19 protein-coding genes are annotated in these 18,165 nt (G+C 60.6%); 6 read left to right on the top strand and 13 right to left on the bottom strand.

What is annotated here, in order from left to right; genetic code table 11:
• Nucleotides 1-60: 60 nt before the first annotated feature.
• Entirely contained in the window at nt 61-636 is a 576-nt protein-coding gene (locus JAO29_RS17655) for an elongation factor P (protein WP_334269577.1), read from the top strand.
• A 4-nt stretch (nt 637-640) separates the two neighbouring features.
• Here the strand turns inward: JAO29_RS17655 and JAO29_RS17650 are convergent, their stop codons facing one another.
• From JAO29_RS17650 to JAO29_RS17605, 10 genes are all read right to left on the bottom strand, one after another.
• Nucleotides 641-919, bottom strand: a complete 279-nt coding sequence (locus JAO29_RS17650) for a DUF2164 domain-containing protein (RefSeq protein ID WP_334269576.1) — start codon at nt 917-919, stop codon at nt 641-643.
• 27 nt (nt 920-946) lie between these two features.
• A complete protein-coding gene (locus tag JAO29_RS17645; protein ID WP_334269575.1) occupies nt 947-1,795 on the bottom strand; it encodes a hypothetical protein in 849 nt (282 codons plus the stop codon).
• Nucleotides 1,796-1,804: 9 nt separating this feature from the next.
• Complete coding sequence (locus tag JAO29_RS17640) at nt 1,805-2,017, bottom strand: hypothetical protein (protein WP_334269574.1); 213 nt, start codon at nt 2,015-2,017, stop codon at nt 1,805-1,807.
• 307 nt (nt 2,018-2,324) lie between these two features.
• Complete coding sequence (gene purK, locus JAO29_RS17635; protein WP_334269573.1) at nt 2,325-3,503, bottom strand: 5-(carboxyamino)imidazole ribonucleotide synthase; 1,179 nt, start codon at nt 3,501-3,503, stop codon at nt 2,325-2,327.
• Complete coding sequence (gene purE, locus JAO29_RS17630) at nt 3,500-4,006, bottom strand: 5-(carboxyamino)imidazole ribonucleotide mutase (protein WP_334269572.1); 507 nt, start codon at nt 4,004-4,006, stop codon at nt 3,500-3,502. Before purE ends, purK begins: the two co-directional genes overlap by 4 nt.
• A gap of 65 nt (nt 4,007-4,071) precedes the next feature.
• The gene (locus JAO29_RS17625; RefSeq protein WP_334269571.1) at nt 4,072-5,463 is read right to left on the bottom strand and encodes a DNA polymerase domain-containing protein; all 1,392 of its coding nucleotides are present in this window, start codon (nt 5,461-5,463) and stop codon (nt 4,072-4,074) included.
• Between the two features lie 59 nt (nt 5,464-5,522).
• Nucleotides 5,523-7,028: a multicopper oxidase family protein gene (locus JAO29_RS17620; RefSeq protein WP_334269570.1), complete on the bottom strand. Its 1,506-nt coding sequence runs from the start codon at nt 7,026-7,028 to the stop codon at nt 5,523-5,525.
• A 181-nt stretch (nt 7,029-7,209) separates the two neighbouring features.
• On the bottom strand, nt 7,210-8,829 hold the full coding sequence (locus tag JAO29_RS17615; protein WP_334269569.1) for a phospholipase C: 1,620 nt from the start codon (nt 8,827-8,829) through the stop codon (nt 7,210-7,212).
• A 255-nt stretch (nt 8,830-9,084) separates the two neighbouring features.
• Complete coding sequence (locus JAO29_RS17610) at nt 9,085-11,049, bottom strand: C1 family peptidase (protein ID WP_334269568.1); 1,965 nt, start codon at nt 11,047-11,049, stop codon at nt 9,085-9,087.
• A 140-nt stretch (nt 11,050-11,189) separates the two neighbouring features.
• Complete coding sequence (locus JAO29_RS17605; RefSeq protein ID WP_334269567.1) at nt 11,190-12,947, bottom strand: M20/M25/M40 family metallo-hydrolase; 1,758 nt, start codon at nt 12,945-12,947, stop codon at nt 11,190-11,192.
• 142 nt (nt 12,948-13,089) lie between these two features.
• On the opposite strand from JAO29_RS17605, the gene JAO29_RS17600 reads away from it, so the two are divergent.
• Both JAO29_RS17600 and JAO29_RS17595 read left to right on the top strand, forming a co-directional pair.
• Complete coding sequence (locus tag JAO29_RS17600; RefSeq protein ID WP_334269566.1) at nt 13,090-13,290, top strand: hypothetical protein; 201 nt, start codon at nt 13,090-13,092, stop codon at nt 13,288-13,290.
• Nucleotides 13,291-13,429: 139 nt separating this feature from the next.
• Entirely contained in the window at nt 13,430-13,648 is a 219-nt protein-coding gene (locus JAO29_RS17595) for a lipocalin family protein (protein ID WP_334269565.1), read from the top strand.
• A 67-nt stretch (nt 13,649-13,715) separates the two neighbouring features.
• On the opposite strand, the gene JAO29_RS17590 is transcribed toward JAO29_RS17595, so the two are convergent.
• Nucleotides 13,716-14,033, bottom strand: coding sequence for a hypothetical protein (locus JAO29_RS17590; RefSeq protein WP_334269564.1), 318 nt, complete (start codon nt 14,031-14,033; stop codon nt 13,716-13,718).
• 19 nt (nt 14,034-14,052) lie between these two features.
• Here JAO29_RS17590 and JAO29_RS17585 point away from each other — a divergent pair, with 19 nt between their 5' ends.
• Together JAO29_RS17585 and JAO29_RS17580 are read left to right on the top strand one after the other, a co-directional pair.
• Entirely contained in the window at nt 14,053-14,814 is a 762-nt protein-coding gene (locus JAO29_RS17585) for a hypothetical protein (protein WP_334269563.1), read from the top strand.
• Between the two features lie 56 nt (nt 14,815-14,870).
• Entirely contained in the window at nt 14,871-15,308 is a 438-nt protein-coding gene (locus tag JAO29_RS17580; RefSeq protein WP_334269562.1) for a thioredoxin family protein, read from the top strand.
• A gap of 13 nt (nt 15,309-15,321) precedes the next feature.
• On the opposite strand, the gene JAO29_RS17575 is transcribed toward JAO29_RS17580, so the two are convergent.
• The gene (locus tag JAO29_RS17575; RefSeq protein WP_334269561.1) at nt 15,322-16,848 is read right to left on the bottom strand and encodes a S1 family peptidase; all 1,527 of its coding nucleotides are present in this window, start codon (nt 16,846-16,848) and stop codon (nt 15,322-15,324) included.
• Nucleotides 16,766-17,374 (bottom strand): hypothetical protein, encoded by a 609-nt coding sequence (locus tag JAO29_RS17570; RefSeq protein WP_334269560.1) that lies wholly within the window; start codon nt 17,372-17,374, stop codon nt 16,766-16,768. The genes JAO29_RS17575 and JAO29_RS17570 overlap by 83 nt, the downstream gene beginning before the upstream one ends.
• Nucleotides 17,375-17,534: 160 nt before the next feature.
• Between JAO29_RS17570 and JAO29_RS17565 the strand changes: the two genes are divergently transcribed.
• A complete protein-coding gene (locus JAO29_RS17565) occupies nt 17,535-18,122 on the top strand; it encodes a hypothetical protein (RefSeq protein ID WP_334269559.1) in 588 nt (195 codons plus the stop codon).
• Nucleotides 18,123-18,165 lie beyond the last annotated feature (43 nt).

The following is an 18,165-nucleotide window of genomic DNA, read 5'->3' as shown; positions in this document are numbered from 1 at the left end:
TACTTATGAAAGGAATCATCAGGTTGGCGCCTCAGCGTGCAACCTGACGTTGAGGAGTGCATGGCCGCATTAATTGAAGCAATCGACGTAAAACGCAAGACATTGTTCGAACACGAAGACATCCCGTACTACTGCATGGAGGCCGACGTTAGCTCACCCACAGCCCGCGGTGGCCAGACCCTTGTGCGTCTGAAGATGCGCAACCTGCTGACCAACGCCGTGTTCGAGAAGTCATTCAAAGCCGGTGAAAAGTTCAAGGAACCCGACCTTGAGACCGTTGAAGCGACCTACCTCTACGGCGATGCCGATGGTTATCACTTCCTTGACCAGCAGAGCTTCGAAACCCTTACCCTCACCGAAGGCATGGTTGGCAATGCGTTGGACTTTCTCATCGATGGCCTGTTGATCCAGCTCAATAAGTACAACGGCAACCCGATCGGTCTTGAGCTTCCCATCTTTGTGGACCTCACCGTCACTCAGACGGAACCCGGCCTGAGCGGCTCATCCCAAAGCGGCAGCGTTACGAAGGTGGCGACGCTTGAGACTGGCCTTGAGATCCGCGTCCCGTTGTTTATCAAGGAAGGCGAGAAGGTAAAGGTCTCGACGGAGACCCGCGAGTTTGCCGGACGCGCCTGAGCCTCTACTTCTTGCGGGCCCGACGCTTCGCATCCACCTTGGGCCAGTATTGGAACTCTTCGGCCCACAACTCGCCGCTCAGGTCAGACACCCGCACCGCCAACCGTGCCTGCGCATCTGCAATGGCGCGGTTGTAGATGAGCGGCCCGATCTCTTCTACGAAGAAATCGAACAGCAACCCAGCCGGAAGGTCGCCGATCGCCTCGGGCAGGTTCTCTTCGAAGTAGCGTTGCATGGAGGCGATAGCTTCGTTGCGCACTTGTTGCGGTATCTCGATCTTCATCTCGAAGAGGATTCTACGCTGCGTACCTTACTTCTCCTTCAGGCGATCCAGCAGCCGCGTCAGCACCTCGCGCTCCGCATCGGAGGGCTGGAAGTTGAGCGGCTTGCGGCGGATATAGCGCAGATTCAGATTTGCGATATCCGACGCCATCACGATGAAGAGGTTTCCGGGAATGTTGAACCAGAACTCGTCGGTGACGGTCTCGATGTCCTCCGCTTTGGCCTTCTGAAACTCCGCACGCCCGAACCTTCGAGGATTGGCCAGGGTAATGCTCTGCAGTGAGCCGTCGCTGTTCAGCATGCGGTCCTGCACCATGCCCTGGTAGAGACCGCCGGTCCTGGTCAGCACATCGGCCATGATGCGGAACGTTCCCTCCGGCAGCAGCATATCCGAGAACAGCAGGTCCCACTCCGAGATACGCGGCACAATGGTTGCAAGCGACGTCCGCATCCATCGCCTGTGCAGGCGTCGCCAGATGCGGTTGTAGTTCAGCACCACAAACACACGTCCCGCGCTGGCGAGCATGACAATCAGATAGAGCCGCCAGAGGATCGCGTAGTTCATCCAGAAAAAGGTGTAGAGGCTGGTGAAGAACTGCTGATGGTGCGTCTGGAAGAAGTTGTCGCTCTGGAGCGCGGAGAAGACCGTCTCCACATCGCGCTGCGTGCCTGAGCTCCACAAGGCGCCGGTCCCTCTGGCCCACGCGATCGCAATCAGCAGAGGAAACGCTGCACTAATAATGGAACGGGCGACCTCTTCGGCACGGCTCTCCACCCTCGTCTTGCGAAAGACGACCAGGTCCGCGGCCCAGCGTGCAATGAGGTTGGGGCCAAGCAGGTAGACGGCGATGAGGAAGCTGACGAGAAGCGCCAGCACCAGGGTCTCCTAGGCGACGGCTTCGCGAAGGTCAGCGAGGTTCAGCGTGATCTCGCCGAACGAGGTTGGGATGACGGCCGACTCGTGCGCGCGAAGCTGGGCCAGCACCGCGTCCTCATGCCGCTGAATGAAGTTGATGATCTCGGCGCGCAGCCGCTTCTGGCTGGTGCCGATGTTGTCATCGCGCAGCGAAAGCACGTACTCAAGCTCAGAGCTGCTCATATCAAACGCCCTCGAATCCCACTGCACGAAAATCAGTGCAGCTCAAGACGAAGATACCACGCGCTGTGGAAAATGGATCGTAATTGTTGAGGTTCTGAACCAGACTGTATTAGCCGATCGCTTCGAGGTGTCATTCCGACCGGAGCGCAGCGGAGTGGAGGAATCTGCGGTTCCTTCGGTAAGGAACATCATTCGACCAGAAGTTCAGCCCTCCTCTCAAAGTGGGAAAGCGCTGCCAGCAATCGCATCGCTGAAGGGAACGGCGTCAACCGTGCACAAAGGCCGGATAGTCGATTTTGCGGAAGATCTACAGCAGCTCCTGAGCCCGCAGCACAGCCGCCACCGCCTCATCCGGAGTCGCTCCTACGCCGCTCAGATGGCCCATCTTCCGCCCCTTGCGCGGACGGTGCTTCTCATACAGATGCAGCCTCACTCCCGGTACTGCCAGTGCCGCATCGAACTTCGGCTCCCGGGGTGAGCCATCCTCGTTCAGCCAGACATCGCCCAGAAGATTCGCAATCGCGCATGGCTGCACGGTGCTCACATCTCCCAGCGGAAGATCGCACACGGCTCGCACCAGTTGCTCGAACTGACTCGTAACGGAAGCGCGCTCGCTCGCGTGATAACTGTTGTGCGGCCGGGGAGCGAGCTCGTTGACCAGGAGCTCGCCAGCTTTCGTGACGAACATCTCCACCGCAAGAATGCCCTCAAGCTCGAAGGTGTCCGCAATGGTTTCGGCGAGTTGCCGTGCCTCAGTGGCCATGCTGTCGGTCAGGGGTGCGGGCATCACGCTCCACGCAAGTATCTGATTCTCATGATGGTTCCACGCCGCCGGATATACCTTCACCTCACCCGACGGACTGCGGGCCACCAGCACCGAAATCTCCCGCTCCAGCTCAAGGGCCTTCTCGACCACTCCCGGACCCTCGCCCAGCGCCTCCCAGGCTCCGCGCGCCTCTTCTTCAGGATCGGCACCAGACCGGAACCCTACCTTGCCCTGTCCCCGGCCATCGTAGCCGCCGGTCGCGCTCTTGCAGAAGCACCTTCCGCCCAGCTCGCCGATTGCGTCGCGAAGCTCGTCGAGCGAGTTGACGGCGCGGTAGTCCCCGAGCGGGAAGCCATTCTTTCGCAGCCAGTTCTTCTGCTCAATTCTGTCCTGGATGACCGCGAGTATCGCCCGCCCCGGCCGCACGGGAGCATAGTTGGCCGCGGCATCCATGCTCGCCAGTGAGATCTGCTCGATCTCCAGCGTCACCACGTCACATCCACGTGCCAGGTTCGCGGCCTCTCGAGAGTCGTCCCAGTTGGCCTCGATGCACCCGTCTACCACGAACCGCGCCGGGCACGCCGGGTCCGGATCCAGAACCTGGATACGATATCCCATCGCGCGGGCGGCCATTGCGGTCATGCGCCCAAGCTGGCCGCCTCCAAAGATTCCGATGGTTGCACCGGGAAGGATGGGGTTTGCTGATTGTTTCCTGCTCAAGCCTTTACCTCGACATCATCTATCGACTGGCTAAGCACCTCGTCCCGTCGCGCCGCTCGCCATGCAGTCAGTTTGTCGCGCAGTGTGCTGTCCGTCGTCGCCAGAATCTGGGCAGCCAGCAGGCCGGCGTTTGCCGCGCCGGGCGCTCCAATGGCAAGCGTTCCCACGGGAACCCCCTTCGGCATCTGCACGATGCTCAGCAGCGAGTCCATCCCCTGCAGCGATGTCGCCGGGATCGGCACACCAAGCACGGGAACGACCGTCTTGGCCGCGACCATACCTGGAAGGTGCGCTGCTCCACCCGCACCGGCGATGATGACCCGAAGGCCACGCGAGGCGGCAGTCTGTGCATATTCGAAGAGAAGATCGGGAGTGCGGTGCGCCGAGACGACGCGGACTTCGTGCGGAACGCCGAACTCGGCGAGCATCTCGACGGCGCCACGCATCACCGCGTAATCATTGCGGCTTCCCATGATGACTCCAACCAGCGGTGAGGCGTCCATGGCCCGATTATACGGTCTGGATGCAGGGCAGCGGCCTGCCTGGAAGATTGCCCGAGCTCGGCAAGCTACTCTTTTTTTCTACGCGCACGTTTCGGTTTTTCGCCCTGCTCCGACTCATCGGCAGCGTGCGTCTCTCGCCACTTCCGCGTGGGATCGTCGTCAGGGTCAGGAGTCTCCTGCGGTGGCCGCATCTCCTCAGGGACATGCCGCAGGTTCACGCGAACCCGCGTCCATGTAGAAGAGCTTCCCCGCATTGAATCAACCAGCACATCATCCACTGCCAGCAGCCTGGCAGCTTCCTCGTGGCGCGACTTCCAGCGCTCCAGTCCATCCAGCGCCTCCTGCTTCGAGGTCGAATTGGCCACGACGATCAGCGGCATCTTCGACTGCCTTCTCCCCGTCGCGGGAGAGGCGGCCTCCTTCATCGCGACGGCCTTTTTGGCGGAACTCTTCTTCGCGCGTGATGGAGCCACACGCCTTCCCTCGCCTTCCATCTTGCGAAAGTGCGGCGGCCAGGGAGCATCCCCCAGGCCCTCGGCCTCGTCACGGGCGGCGAGCTCCAGCAGGCCCTCCAGCGAACCAGCCTCGCGGTCCATCTCGGCATGCGGATCGCCTTTGCTGGCGAAGCGCTCTGGAACCGTGAAGACCGTAAAATCACCCGGATCGCACTCCAGCACCTCTTCCCACGCAAGCGGCGTCGAGACCCGGGCATCCGGCAGGGGCCGCACGGAATATGCTGCAGCCGTGGTGCGATCCTTTGCGTTCTGGTTGTAGTCCAGAAAGACGCCGTGCCGCTCTTCCTTCCACCACTTGGAGCTGGCCAGCTGCGGTACCCGCCTTTCGACCGCACGCGAAAGGGCAATGGCCGCCCGGCGAACCTCGGTAAAGGTCCAGCACGGCTCGATCCGAACGTTGACGTGCATCCCGCGCGACCCGCTCGTCTTCGGCCAACCTCGCAGGCCGACCTCTTCGAGCATCGCCTTCACTTCCATGGCGACCCGTCGAACATCGTCCCAGCCGACACCCGGTATGGGATCGAGATCGACCCTCAGCTCGTCCGGATGCTCCAGGTCGCCGGTGCGAACAGGATGCGGGTGAAGCTCCATACAGCCAAGATTGACGATCCATGCCAGGCCTGCCGTGTCATCGATGACGATCTCCTCCGCGGTCCGTCCTGAGGGAAACGAGAGTGTGACCGTACGAATCCACTCAGGTCGGTCACCGGGCGCACGCTTCTGGTAGAAAGGCTCAGCCTCCGCCCCATTGACGAAGCGCTTCAGCACGATCGGGCGATCTCGAATCCCCTGCAGGGATCCCGGTGCGACGCTCAGGAAGTAGCGAACCAGATCCAGCTTGGTGACGCGAACCTGTTTGGAAAAGTACAGCTTCGAAGGATGGGTGACCCGCACCTCACGCCCGTCGAGCGAAAGTATCTCGGCTGCCTCGTCTGCGCTCACCCGCCCAGCCTACAACGAAACCGACCTTCCCGGCTCGTCCGGAGGCCTCAATTTCGTCACTATGTAGGAAGAACCTCATAGGGGCGCATCATCTCGTTATCCTCGTGCTCCAGCAGATGGCAGTGCCAGACGTAACGCCCGGCATAGCCTTCGAACGGAACGATGATCCGCGTGACATAACCCTTTTCGCAGCGAATGGTGTCCTTCCACCCCGCCTCCTCCGCGGCCGGTGGAATCGGTCGGCCCGTATAGCGAAGTTCGCCCGTATCCTGAAAATCAAAGACGTCGAAGCGCCTTCGATCGAGCAGCTGGAATCGCACCATGTGCAGGTGAATGGGGTGGGTGTCTTCGGTCAGGTTCACCAGCTCCCATATCTCCGTCGTGCTCAGTGCGGGCTTCTCGGTCACCGGCGCATGCCAGGGAGTCTTGTTCAGCAGCATTCCCATGGACTCCTGCACGTCGTTCATCGTCTCGTCCAGCGTCAGCCGGCGTGTCTGGATCGCGTTGGCTTCGGGAATCCGTTCGACCCGCCGCAGCATCGCCGGAAGCGCACTCTCATCCGTCACGGGAGTCTTGGCAACACGAAACTGCAGGATGTCGAAGCTGTCGCTCCTGAGGACGATCTTCTGGCCAGCATACTGACTGAAATCGAAGACGATATCCGTGCGCTCGGCCGGAGTCAGCAGGACGCGCTTCGTCTTCACTGGCGCCTGCAGGAGACCCTGATCGCCGCCGATGATCTGCATCTCCAGAAGTTCACCCAGTGACAGGCGGAAGAACCTGCTGTTCGATCCATTCATGACGCGGAACCTGTACTTGCGCGGCTCCACATCCAGATACGGCGCAAGAGCACCGTTTACCAGCATCACGTTGCTGTAGACCTCAGGCACCCACGGCTTCTTCTCGTCACCCGAGACCGGATACTCCAGTTGTCCGTCCGCACGCAGGAAACGGTCACAGAGCATCAGCGGGATCTCGTACCTTTCCTTGGGAAGGTTCAGCGCGTCCTCGGCATCGTCGCGGATGACGAACAGCCCCTGCAATCCTGCATAGATATTGAGGCGGTTAATCCCCATTGTGTGGTCGTGATAGAAGAGCAGCGCCGCGTCCTGCCGGTTTGGATAGTGACAGGTGAACGACTTACCCGGCACCACCCAGTCTTCCGGGTAGCCATCGCTTGCTGCCGGCGTTCTTCCGCCGTGCAGGTGGACCACGCATCGCACCTCCGGCTTCTCCGGTTCGGCACCACATAACGTATGGTCGATCGGCAGAAAATGCTTCGCAGGCAAACGATTTGCCCACTCCACCATCAGTCCCTGGCCGCTGCGCGTCTCAAAGATCGGCCCAGGCGACGTTCCGTTGAAGCCCCACATCCTCGTCGGGGGCAGATCGCGGTGTACCTTCTGGTAGATCTCCTCAATCTCTATCCGATAGAACGGAATCTGCCTCGTCGCGTCTTGAGGATCAGGCCGCATGCCGGTGCCCTTCACTAGAGATGGAAGCGGCAGCGGGTCGACCCAGGGGCTCAGCCGTGCAGGATCCAGCGCCTTCGCTGCTGGGGCCATCCCGCTTGCCGTAACTGCTCTCTGTAGCGAGAGCCCAGAGGCAATTGTGCCGGCCCGCCGCAGAAATCTTCTCCGTGAGATCAATGTTTCCTCGCAGACGCGAACAGGGTGCCGCAGCCCCAAAGGACGCAGCACCCGGTTGGTTTACCACCTATTGTTGTTTAGTTATGTTTCGTTTCCGTCAACGCTGTGTTCCGGTATTCTCATCCAGCAGGAAGACGCCGGGTCGCGGACGCCTGAAGTCGAACATGTTTTCCAGTGAGCCCGCTCGGCTGTCAAACGAGCCTTCAATGCGCTGTCCGCCAACCCAGTTGTCTTCAATGAATCGCAGGATCGAACTCTGGTCGGTAAGTGTGTGATCGACGAAGTTCTGCTTGGCGTAGGGCGAAATCACCATCAGCGGCAGCCTGGGACCATAGCCGCAGCGGCCCTGGGCATGTAGCGCCGTCGGGCTGGAGAGAGCTGTCGATCCGTCGCCGCACGAACCCGGGGCCAGCAGGCCATCGGCCTCCGAAGAGGACTGGTTCACGATCGGAGGCATCTGGTGATCGTACCAGCCGTCGGAGTCGTCGTAGGCAATCACGACCGCCGTATGCTCCCAGTCTCGCGACTGTGTTTGCAGGAAGTTGATGACCTGCACGATGAACGCCTGCTCATCCAACGGATCGGAGTAGCCGGCATGACCATCCTGGTATCCCGGTGCCTTCAGGAAGCTCACCGCCGGATAGTTACCCGCTCGAACCGCTGCGTAGAAGTCGCTCATATCGTACTGATGGTTTGCCGGATCGCCCGAATAGCCGACGGCCCGTGGCGACGATGGCCGGGCATGCGTGGGATTTGCCGTCGAAAGATAGTATTGGAAGGGCTGGTGGTGCGGAATGTAATCAGCTTTCTTCGTTTTGGTCACCACGGAGGTCGTGCTGCGGCTGCAGCCGGTTGACCCGTTCGGGTTCACGGCTGTCAGATCGAACCCGCCCTCGAAGAATCCCCAGCTGACGCCCTTGCTGTTCAGCAGGTCGCCGATATTCTGGCCGCCGAAGCGCACTGTGCTCGAACCGGAACACACGTCGCCAATCGGATCCGAATCGCTGATCAGCGTCAGACCGCCGCTTCCGTCAGGAACGACTGAATCGCCGGCACTCTGGCTGTCGGTCACACCGCCCGTCTGGCCCGAGATCAGGTTGATTGCCCCCGGAGTCGAGGGGCCGAAGGTCGTGTCGAAGGAGTTGTCGCTCATCGCGAACTGCTGGGCGTAGTTCCAGAGTGCGGTGACCGTATTGCCGTCGTAGTATCCCATCACCAGGCTGTTGTTCGTGTGGTTCGCCGGCGGGGGCCCGGGGGTGCCGGTGTACTTCGGGAAGCCATCCATCAGGCCACCGTGCATCGCCTGCTGCTCGGGGGTGTAATCGTGGTCCTGGTCAGCCGTCGCCGCCTCCGAACGATCCAGCCGGAACGGATTCGAGGCAGCAGCGCCGTTCAGTGTCTTATTCAGAAAGTTCGGGTTGTTGTACAGCAGTCCGTCCGTGTATCCGTTCGCCTGAGGAGTATCCGCATTGGCCTTGAACTTTGGCTCGCCTTTGGGATTAAGAGCGTAAGGGTAGGTTCCGAAGTAGTGATCGTAGGAGACGTTCTCCTGGAAGATCACAACCAGGTGCTTGATCGGAGTCGCCGTCTCACTGTTGCCGTGAGAAGGCTGCTTGAAGATGGAACTGGGGAGTTGTGTTGCGGATGCGAAACCGGGCCCGAAGATCTGTCCTGCCACCATCAGACTGGCGACAGTGCTCGCAAAAAACTTATGCATGATTTCTCCTTGTCAACTGGGAAGGCCGGCTCGCCGCCCTCGATCAAGGTGTACTCATGCACGGTGAAAGATCTATGACTGCCCGATTAAAAAAGCTCCGCAGCAACAGAGAAGGCTGAACTCGTCTGTCCGAACTGCCGGCGCCATAAAGTTCACGGTCTCGAAGGCCATCGATGGAGAGTATCTCTGCCACGTCCTCTGCGCTCACGATGCAGCCTACCCATCCCATGTCTTGCGCAGCGCTCGATCGAAAACTCAGCTCTTGATCAGCGAAAGAATCTTCTCCCTGGTCGTCGGGTCGTCGTCGAAGCCTCCGTGGGTCGTGCTTCTGGAATATTGCTGGGGAGCCTTGAAGATGCTCACATTGGCTAGTCCCAGCGGAGCGATTACGCTGTTGAAGTAACGCTCCATTCCCAGGATCGGCGTGACCTCGCCCTTCTCGAACGACTGCGAAACCAGGTACAGGAGCGAGCGGCTGTAGTCCAGAATCGGCTTGCAGGTCGGGTCCTTCTGCTCCATCTCGTCAGTCAGCTGAAACTGGTTGTACTGCTTCACCTTTCCGCTTCGAATGGCGGGTACAACCAGGCTCGCGAACACATCGGCCCGGACTGCGGGGGCCATGAAGTTCACGCTCTGGAAGTTCCACTTGAGCCGGTCGACGATGTAGGTGTGAACGATCGCTCCCGCCGAGTGACCGATCAGGTGCAGCTTCACCTTGGAAGGATCCTTGAAGTACGGCGAACTCCGGCTTGCCTCGTACAGCTTCAGGCCGCCAGCGTCGGGCGCGCTCGAGATGGCGTCGGCATTCTGCTTCATCTGCCCCCATGTGGCCGAGCCCGGAACCGTAAGCAGCTTCTCCAGACGAGCGTCCCACCAGCTCTTCACCCGATCGAGAAGGGCACCGGTAGCGCGTGGTTGCTTGGCGACGATATCGGTGTAGATATCCTTCAGGGTCGAGAGAAAATCCGTCTCCCACATCAGAAAGAGGGGGAAGATCTGCCGGTCATACATTGCGGGTATCCACTGGGCCGCGGTCTTTGCGGCATCGCCCTCAGAGGTCAAGCCGCCGTGAGCGTAGATGGCAACGTCGACCGGTTGGCTGTCGCGCAGCCCCCACGTCTCTCTGGCTTTACCCAGCTGCTGGTTCAGCAGCGCGGCGACATCGCTGTCCTGTGTGCGGAAGTCGCCGGTATTGCTGAGCCGCCCATTGTTCTCCATATCGATGATGAAGGGACCAATCTCGCGGTTCCGCAGCGTCTCGTCGCTCGCAAGCTGAACCCGGCCCTGCTTCACCCGCAGTGTGGTCGAGCTTGCAATCTCCGTGTGGAGATCGGTCGTGACGCCCAGCTGTGCAACCCAGCAGTCCATCGCGTTCTCGATCCAGTCCTGATAGGTCAGAACAGCGCGGCCTCCGGTTCCCCAGTGGGTGTCCCAGGAGTTCTGAAGGATGAAGCCCTCTCGCGTATAACCAACGATGGCGAAGGCGTGCGCTCCATCCGCCGGGGTTCTCGCTTTGCGCGGAATCACCCAGTAGTCTTCACCCGTCTTTTCGCGATGCCTCGCAGCCGCCTTGACGTTCAGCCCCTCCATCCAGCCTTCGTGGCACACCGCGCTCGCGTAGAGCACGCCAATCTCGTTCAGCGCAATCTGCATGTCGGTCACGCTTCGGGTGTCGACGCGATAGTAAGCTCCCAGCGGGCGGCGAACCGCGTCCTGCCACCAGTCATCTTCAGGATTGACCGCGGCGGGCGGCATCGCCTCCGCCTCCCATAGCTTCGCGGAGCAGGCACCGTACTTGTACCAGCCCTTCATGGCTCCGCGCAGACTCGATCCTGTGTCCTTGGTGGGATCTCCCGGAAATTCGTCGTATCGCCGCGCCATCGAGTACAGCATGAAGGGCGAGACCGGCTGCGGACTCTTCTCCCGCTTTGCCTTCCACTGCAGGTGGAAGATAACGCTGGCCAACGCAAAGCCCGTGCATGCACTCGTCGTCTGCTGGTTCAGCACCGGGATATCCACCCCAGGGGCAAGCATCTCCGCAGGAATCATCATGACCGACGGCATGTAGGGACGGTCACGCAGATCGATACTGTCGGGGACGACGTTCCTGCGCGGCCAGGATGCCCGCGGATCCGGCTTCTTCGTTGTCTTCTTCGCTGTTGTCTTCTTGGCAGGGGACTTCTTCGCAGTCGACGTTCGTGCAGCCTTCTTCGTAGCCATAGATCACTCCTCGTACAAAGTGAAACAGCGGGGCCCGGCTTCCAGCGTCGCTTCACAATACCGCAGCGATGCAAACTTCAGGCAAACAAAAACGGCGAGAGCATTGCCCTCGCCGTCTGTTCCGGTCTTCGATCCTGCTTTTATTTCGTCTCAGATGCGTTTGGATAGATCCCCGGGATAGGTGCTGTCTTCTGTTGATCGAGTTCGGGATGCGGAAACGGCTTCCGCGGCATCATGGCCTCACGCTCGCTGGTGTTGTAGAGGAAGATCGCTTCCACCACCGCGGCCTGCTCAAGGTCGTCAGCATGGAGCCGATCAAACGTGTCCATGTCCGAGTGATGCGTGCGCGTCTCGTAGTCCATTGGATCCTGGATGAACTGAAAGCCCGGCAGCCCCACGGCGTCGAACGACAGGTGATCAGTGCCTCCGGTGTCTCTATAGCTCAGAGTGGTGACGCCAAGATCCTTCAGCGGAGCGATCCACTGAGCGAAGATCGGTGCAATCGCATAGTTCTCCTGCGTGTAGACACCGCGAACCTTGCCTGTCCCGTTGTCCAGGTTGTAATAGGCGTCCAGCGTCTCCCACTCTTTGGTGGTCGTCAGCTTGCCACGTCGCCGCATAAAGCTCGGTGTTGATGCTGGGTCGGGATGCTCCGGGTCGGCAAAGGTTCCGAAGTGCTGCTTCACGTAACCCTGCGAACCGAAGAGACCCTGTTCTTCTCCCGACCATAAGGCGATACGGATCGTCCGGCGCGGCTTCAGGTCGAGAGCCTTCAGGATGCGGACGGCCTCCATCGCCACCACCGACCCCGCACCATTGTCTGTCGCGCCGGTTCCGGAGATCCAGCTGTCCAGATGCCCGCCAACCATCACCACCTGGTCCTTCAGCTTCGGATCGTTGCCGGGAATCTCCGCAACCGTGTCGAATCCATGTTCGTGATCCCCCGTAAACTTTGTCTCGATATTTAGCTCGAGCGTCACGGGAACGTTGTGCTCCAGCAGGCGGGCGATGCGGTTGTAGTGCTCAATCATCATCACCGCGTTGGGAATCGTGACGGCGTTCTCCCTGGTCTGCGCGCCGCGGACCAGATTCGCTCCGTTGTCATCGAAGATGATTCCGGTACCACCGCCATTGCGTCCGTCGCGCGACGGAGTAATGATGGCGGCGACTCCCTCGGCGGTCATCATCTTCAACGCCTCGCCACGCAGCTCCGCCTGCCGTCTGCGCTCGGCCAGCAACTGGGTGTTGGGTGCCGTGACCGGGTAGGTCTCCATCTCCTTCAGATCTTCATCGGTATAACGGCGAAACAGCGGTTCGGTCAGATCGGGCGTCGTCCGGATTGCGCCGAAGAGGACGATCTTGCCCTTCAGCTTCCCCTTGAACTTCTCCAGGTCGCCGGCGTCACGGATGTTGACATAGACGGCCTCACCGGTAAGCGGTCCGGTGGTCGCCTTGGACCACGGCGCCGCCTGCAGCCAGATCGGCTCCGGATCGGGCGTTATCATCCTGCCCCACGTATTCACCTGCTGCCAGCCCATCCCGAACTCGCCCCAGTCCTCGAGGCGGGCATTCTCCAGGCCGATCTTCGTCAACGTCTCTTTGGTCCACGCATTGGCCTTCGCCATATTCGGAGAACCCGTCAGCCGCGGCCCAATGCCGTTCGTCAGCGCGTCGGCAAACTCCATCACATGCGAGTGCTTGAAGCCTTCTTCGCGAATGCGAGCATACATCGTCAGGTCCAGCTTCTCGCTGGTGGGCTGAGAGCCGTAGTAAGAGGGTGTCTCCGGAACGGACTGCTTCGTGGGTGCCTTCTTCTCTGCGGCGACGGAGGGAAGAGATAGGGTCGCGACAGCAGCCGTGCAGCAGATCCAAGTCGCAAATGTGCGAACGAATGACATGCCTGATATTCCTCCAGGGGCAGTTATGGTGGGGCGGATAACGAAGAATAGCAGATGGCCTCCGGACGAACGGCTGGTCCCGGAGGTGGAGAGATCGTTCGATGGACAATCAAAACGGGCGCCTGCATGAGAAAATCTCATCATGAGTGATTTCATCCCGAAGCCCAGCGGAGCCAAGATCGGCGGCCTCGGCCCTAAGGCGCAGAAGCTGCAGGCACTGCGCGAGAAGGCTGCGGCGCAGAAGAATGGCAAGAACTTCTCCAGCACATCCAACACCGCAATCAAGGCGAAGGACTCCTTCGCCGGAACCAAGAAGACCTCCTTCCAGCGCAAAGCCACCTAAACAGGGGCATATCTCTGTCCCGGCGTCTGCATCGCAGCAGACAGCAACGATGCAGACGCCAGGACTACGCGCTCTCACCCTGGTACTGCTCCTCCTCTGCTGAGCCTCTGTCTGCCTCGCCCAGGCGAAGGGACAGACCATGCAGACCGTTCCTCACGTCGACCTCCATCCCTACCAGAGCAAGTGGTACGAGATCGTGCGCCTTCCCCTCCGCCGGGAGAACAAGTGCGCCTCGACGTTACCGCCCACCTACACTCTTCGTCCCGACGGCAAGATCGTCGTTCTCAACCAGTGCAAAAAGAGTGGTGGCTCTCTATCGGCGTCGAAAGGCACGGCACGTCCTGTCTCGAAGGCCTGAAGGCACGGAGTCTCAGTTCGATACCGCGAAGCTTATCTGCACCCGGCAGAACCAGCAGTTCTGCGGCTTAGCTCTTGCGGGTAATCCGCCGAACCCACATCGTCCCCAGATATCCCCACGCAGCAATCAGGACGATAATGCCTGCGGTCAGGCCGCCGTACCGGTAGCTCAGGGCGAGGTCCACATTGTGATGGGTTGCGGTGTTATAGAACAGGATTCCGAAGATCCCAAGAAACGTCGCGAAAAAGAAGGCGCAAAACCCTGCGGCGGCTCCCATCAGGAGGCTTGCAAACCACCCCAGGTCTCCCATCGGGACACCGAAAAGTGTACCTTTCCCATCGTGCGAGTTCCTGGTTATTCCTTCTCCCTGCGATCCTGGCGTCATACCAGTAGAATACTGCTTTATGGCTGAAGGCGTTCAAAACGGATTACTGCGGGCCGTACAGGTGGCTCGCGAAACAACGGTTCGTCACGCACCCAATGGAATTGCGTTCGCGGCGTTTGGAGACAACAGTCTCGACGGCACCGAGCTGGAACGCATGGTGCAGGCCGTACCCTCGGCGATCGCCTCCGCTCTGGCGCGCAAGGCCTACTACTTCGTCCCTCTCGCACTCAGCGAAGGCCGCGCCGGCGACTCGACCCTGGTAGCCCCGGCCTACACCAGCGAACTGGGCGACAAGGCCATCTGCCATCGCAACGTCACCCTCGACAACTTCGAGGGAGTCTTCATCTCCACACGCCTTCTCGGCGACCGCTTCGCCCTCGCCTTTGAGTTCTTCATCAACGTTGGCCATGCCTTCGTGGATGTCGCCGGAGTCCCTGAAAGCTTCCAGCAGCTTATCTGGGATCAGGCTGTGGCCGACGTTCGCGGCGAGACCTCGCAGGACGCCTGGGAGAGCCGCAATCTCTCTCTTCCCGGTCGAGCCGAGGGCAAGCCGACCGTCGATGAGCGCGCCAAGACCAGCTTCCTCGAGAGCGCCTTCTCCGACGCCATCGCCATCTACCTTCTCTCGCTCTCCATCGACTTCGATTACGCCGAGCTCCGTGAGCGCGAGTATCCGCTGCTGGCTCCTCACGCTCTGGCGGAGCGCCTGCGTCTGGTCGCGAAGCTCTTCCCGCCCAATACCGGGTATGAGTTTGCTATCCGCTATCGCCGCCGCACCTGATCGGCCTGTATCCGGGCCGCTTCTTTGCGCATCCAACGGAATGGAGCCAGAATGCCATGCCCGTTATCCGCACCTGCCCCAACTGCGGCCAGAAGAACCGCATTCCCGCAACGCATCTCGCCAATACCGGCCGTTGCGGGGCCTGCAAAAATGAGCTCGCCCCTGTCAGCGAGCCGCTCGCCGTCGACACCCAGCTCTTCGACGAGATCGTGCAGAACGCACGCGTTCCCATCCTGGTCGACTTCTGGGCCGACTGGTGCGGCCCCTGCCGCATGGCCGCTCCCGAGGTCGCGCGCACTGCTGCGGACTCCGCAGGCCGCGCGCTTGTCCTGAAGGTCGATACCGAAAAGAACCCGCAGCTCTCCGCGCGTTACAACGTGCGCGGCATTCCTAACTTCGCAGTCTTCAACGGGGGGAAGCTTGTCTCGCAACAGGCAGGACTCGTCGGACACCAGCAGATGGAAGGCTGGCTCGAGCAGGCGCGTACGCGCTGATATGGTGTGCGGCTCATCCTACCGGGAAGGTCGTTAGTTGCACCGACAGCACTGACTTAACCCAGTTCGCGAAAAATCGCACTGCCTCGCTGCAGGCCGGTGCGGTCGGCATCATCCTGCAGGCGGTCAGCTGTTGCGAAAGCTCCGGCGTCCAGCTGTATCGGCTCGAAAGGCCGATGAACACATTTCTCCGGATCGCCACCGTCTCAAAGCCGTACTGATCCATAAAGCTTGGGTAGATATCGCTGACGTGCGTATAAGCACGACGCTGCACGACGAGGCCATCGAAGCGAGAGTACGGCACCCAGTTCGACCACTGAGGGTCGGCGATCCATCCCCGGGCGTTCCCTCCCGCCCATGCCAGCTCAAACGCCTGTGACTTCGCCTGCGCCTCCGCGACCGATCCAAATACGCCGACCTGCAGGTGAAGCTCGATATGCCCGGTCGAGGCAGAAGCGACACAATCGCCTCGCCCGTCCTGACTCAGCTGCGCTCCTTCAGGCACGACGAAGGTCGCCCCAGAGGGCAGGTGCTGGTAGACGTCAAAGTTGAAGTTCGACGGGTTGACCTGGAAGAACTGCACCAGCTGATAGAGTCCCAACGGACTGTCCACCGACTTGGCAAGTTGCGAAAAGCTCGTCGTCCGCAGCTTCGTCAGCGTCAGGCCGGAGCAGGTGATCTCTCCCCGGTTCTTTACCTCCGACTCCGCGGCAAACAACACGTGCATCTGCCTTGCTCCCGCGCCCACACCCTGCTGCGTGTTGGTGCTTTCGTGGGAAGCGGCGAGCTGCGCGAGAAACTTCGCCGGAATTCCCCAGCTCACTGCCGCCGCGCCGTTCTCCAGACCACCATCCGCAATGGCGACGATCTTTCGCTGTTGATTGAAGATCGGTGCGCCGGAGTTTCCCGGAAGCAGGTGTCCTTCTATGAAGTCGATCTCGAGATCAAGGCTGGGCGAACCTCCGGACAGCGCCTGCGCAACCGACTCAGGCACAATATTCCGCAGCGTCTTGCCGCCATAGCGAAGCTGCAGTGGTGTGTTCGTCATGCTCGGAACCTGCAGCGGATATCCCAGGACGGATAACGGCTCGGTCAGCGATGGCGCCACTGTCTCCGCCACCAGGACCCGGCCAGCCGGTGGATCCGTGATCTTCAGCAACGCCAGGTCTGCATGACGAAGCACCCTGGCCACGGTGGCCGACCGCGAAACCCGCTGAGCTTCGAAGTAGACGGTTACATTTCCGCAACCCGCAACCACGTGCCACGCGGTTACGGCAGTGTCTGTGCCGGACCATAGAAATCCTGTCGCAGATCGATCACTGCACGACACCCGCACGATGGCCGGTTTGACCTCGTCGTAGACGTTCGCGTTGAACTGGTATCCGGCCGCCAGGACATGCGGCCCCGTTAGAAGAAGCGCAAACCCGGCCGCGATCAGCAGCAGCCCGACCGCCGTTCTACAGCGGACAGAAGAGCAGGCGAAGACCTTCGAGCGCCGTCTTCTGCTGGTTCGCATCCATCGAAGCGATCTTGTCAGCATATGCTGCATATCTTCCACCTGAGAGCCGCAAAGCGTTGATGTGTTCTGCCGTGTCCTTGTATTGCGTCGGATCGAAGTGCCTGCACTCGCCGCGGTCGGTCCCGCTGAAGAGCACGCTGCTCGCCGCAGGAGTAACGCTGGCCGTCTCATGAGGCTTCTCGCCTGCCGATGCAGAATCCAGATTCGCTCCCAGGTTCCGGTACGCCACCCACCGGCGCGCCTCTTCCGGGCTGTAACCCGCCTTCCGTATCTCCTCCACCTGCAGCGAGATCGAGGGGGAAGCAATGTTGTACGTACGAATAAAGAGCCCAAGGACGACCGCAATCGCGCATGCGACGCCAAAGCTGCCGAGCCGCACCACGGAGCCCTCATAGGCCGACTCGCCCTTGCTGACAAAACCGAGCAGCGTCACCAGCCCGGCTGCAATCGATCCCAGGATGACCGAGACGACCGGCGAGGCCGACAGCCCTACCAGTATCCCTACCAGCAGACCCAGCCCTGCGCCCGCAAACACCTGACCCACCATACCCATCGCGCTCCGCTCTTTCGGAATCGACTGCAGGGCCCTGTGTGCGGCAGGCTCGGGTATATCACCGAGCTCGCGTGGACAACAGTGTAGTCTCACCGCGAGCGACGTCAACCTTCGTGTGATACCGAGCCGCCTGCTCTGCCAGTATGCTTATCCTATGCACCGCGCGCTTTCGCTCTGCATCCTGCTGTTGGCCGCTCTGGTTCCCGCACACGCCACTGACGTCAGCATCTCCGCCCAGGCGCTGGAACGAACCCTCAAGACGCAGCTCTTCAATGCTCCTGACGGACGCTACTACCTTCGTGGCGACGCCAGGTCTGCCTGTTACGTCTATGCGGAAAAACCGCGAATCACCTTCGAGCAGGATCGGCTCATCGTCCACCTGCACACTCGCGCCAAGCTGGGAACTGGCGTCTACGGCAGTTGTGTCGGGGTCTCGCTCACCCGCGATGTCGACGTCTCCGTGCTTCCGGACGCACAGGGCGAGACGATCGGCTTTCGCGACGCCCGCATCGACCATCTCAGCGACTCACGCGAATTGAACTTCCTGCTCGTTCCCTTCCTCAGCCATCAGCTTCCGCAGCAGATGAAGGTCAACGCCGCGGATCTCATGCGGCAGCTGCTCAGCCATTCCGCCGAGACGACCGGCTACGTATTCTCTCTCTCCACCCTCAAAATTCATTCCATGCTGGTCCAGGGATCTCTCCTGGTCCTCGATGTCGATGCCGGAATGAAGGTCAACTGAGTGCAAAGAAAATAACCTCCGCACCAATCGTGCGGAGGTTATT

The sequence above is a fragment of the Edaphobacter sp. HDX4 genome (assembly GCF_036877565.1).
Lineage (GTDB): Bacteria > Acidobacteriota > Terriglobia > Terriglobales > Acidobacteriaceae > Edaphobacter.
Note: the sequence above shows the minus strand (reverse complement) of the source record. Positions and strands in the feature narration are given on the sequence as shown.

Coding starts and splice junctions, on each gene's coding strand:
- JAO29_RS17600 (WP_334269566.1), top strand. CDS start 13,090: ATGAGTGATTTCATCCCGAAGCCCAGCGGAGCCAAGATCGGCGGCCTC.
- purE (WP_334269572.1), bottom strand. CDS start 4,006: ATGGACGCCTCACCGCTGGTTGGAGTCATCATGGGAAGCCGCAATGAT.
- JAO29_RS17565 (WP_334269559.1), top strand. CDS start 17,535: ATGCACCGCGCGCTTTCGCTCTGCATCCTGCTGTTGGCCGCTCTGGTT.
- JAO29_RS17655 (WP_334269577.1), top strand. CDS start 61: ATGGCCGCATTAATTGAAGCAATCGACGTAAAACGCAAGACATTGTTC.
- JAO29_RS17610 (WP_334269568.1), bottom strand. CDS start 11,049: ATGGCTACGAAGAAGGCTGCACGAACGTCGACTGCGAAGAAGTCCCCT.
- JAO29_RS17595 (WP_334269565.1), top strand. CDS start 13,430: ATGCAGACCGTTCCTCACGTCGACCTCCATCCCTACCAGAGCAAGTGG.
- JAO29_RS17570 (WP_334269560.1), bottom strand. CDS start 17,374: ATGGTGGGTCAGGTGTTTGCGGGCGCAGGGCTGGGTCTGCTGGTAGGG.
- JAO29_RS17620 (WP_334269570.1), bottom strand. CDS start 7,028: ATGGCCCCAGCAGCGAAGGCGCTGGATCCTGCACGGCTGAGCCCCTGG.
- JAO29_RS17615 (WP_334269569.1), bottom strand. CDS start 8,829: ATGCATAAGTTTTTTGCGAGCACTGTCGCCAGTCTGATGGTGGCAGGA.
- JAO29_RS17590 (WP_334269564.1), bottom strand. CDS start 14,033: ATGACGCCAGGATCGCAGGGAGAAGGAATAACCAGGAACTCGCACGAT.
- JAO29_RS17650 (WP_334269576.1), bottom strand. CDS start 919: ATGAAGATCGAGATACCGCAACAAGTGCGCAACGAAGCTATCGCCTCC.
- JAO29_RS17640 (WP_334269574.1), bottom strand. CDS start 2,017: ATGAGCAGCTCTGAGCTTGAGTACGTGCTTTCGCTGCGCGATGACAAC.
- JAO29_RS17580 (WP_334269562.1), top strand. CDS start 14,871: ATGCCCGTTATCCGCACCTGCCCCAACTGCGGCCAGAAGAACCGCATT.
- JAO29_RS17575 (WP_334269561.1), bottom strand. CDS start 16,848: ATGCTGACAAGATCGCTTCGATGGATGCGAACCAGCAGAAGACGGCGC.
- JAO29_RS17605 (WP_334269567.1), bottom strand. CDS start 12,947: ATGTCATTCGTTCGCACATTTGCGACTTGGATCTGCTGCACGGCTGCT.
- JAO29_RS17585 (WP_334269563.1), top strand. CDS start 14,053: ATGGCTGAAGGCGTTCAAAACGGATTACTGCGGGCCGTACAGGTGGCT.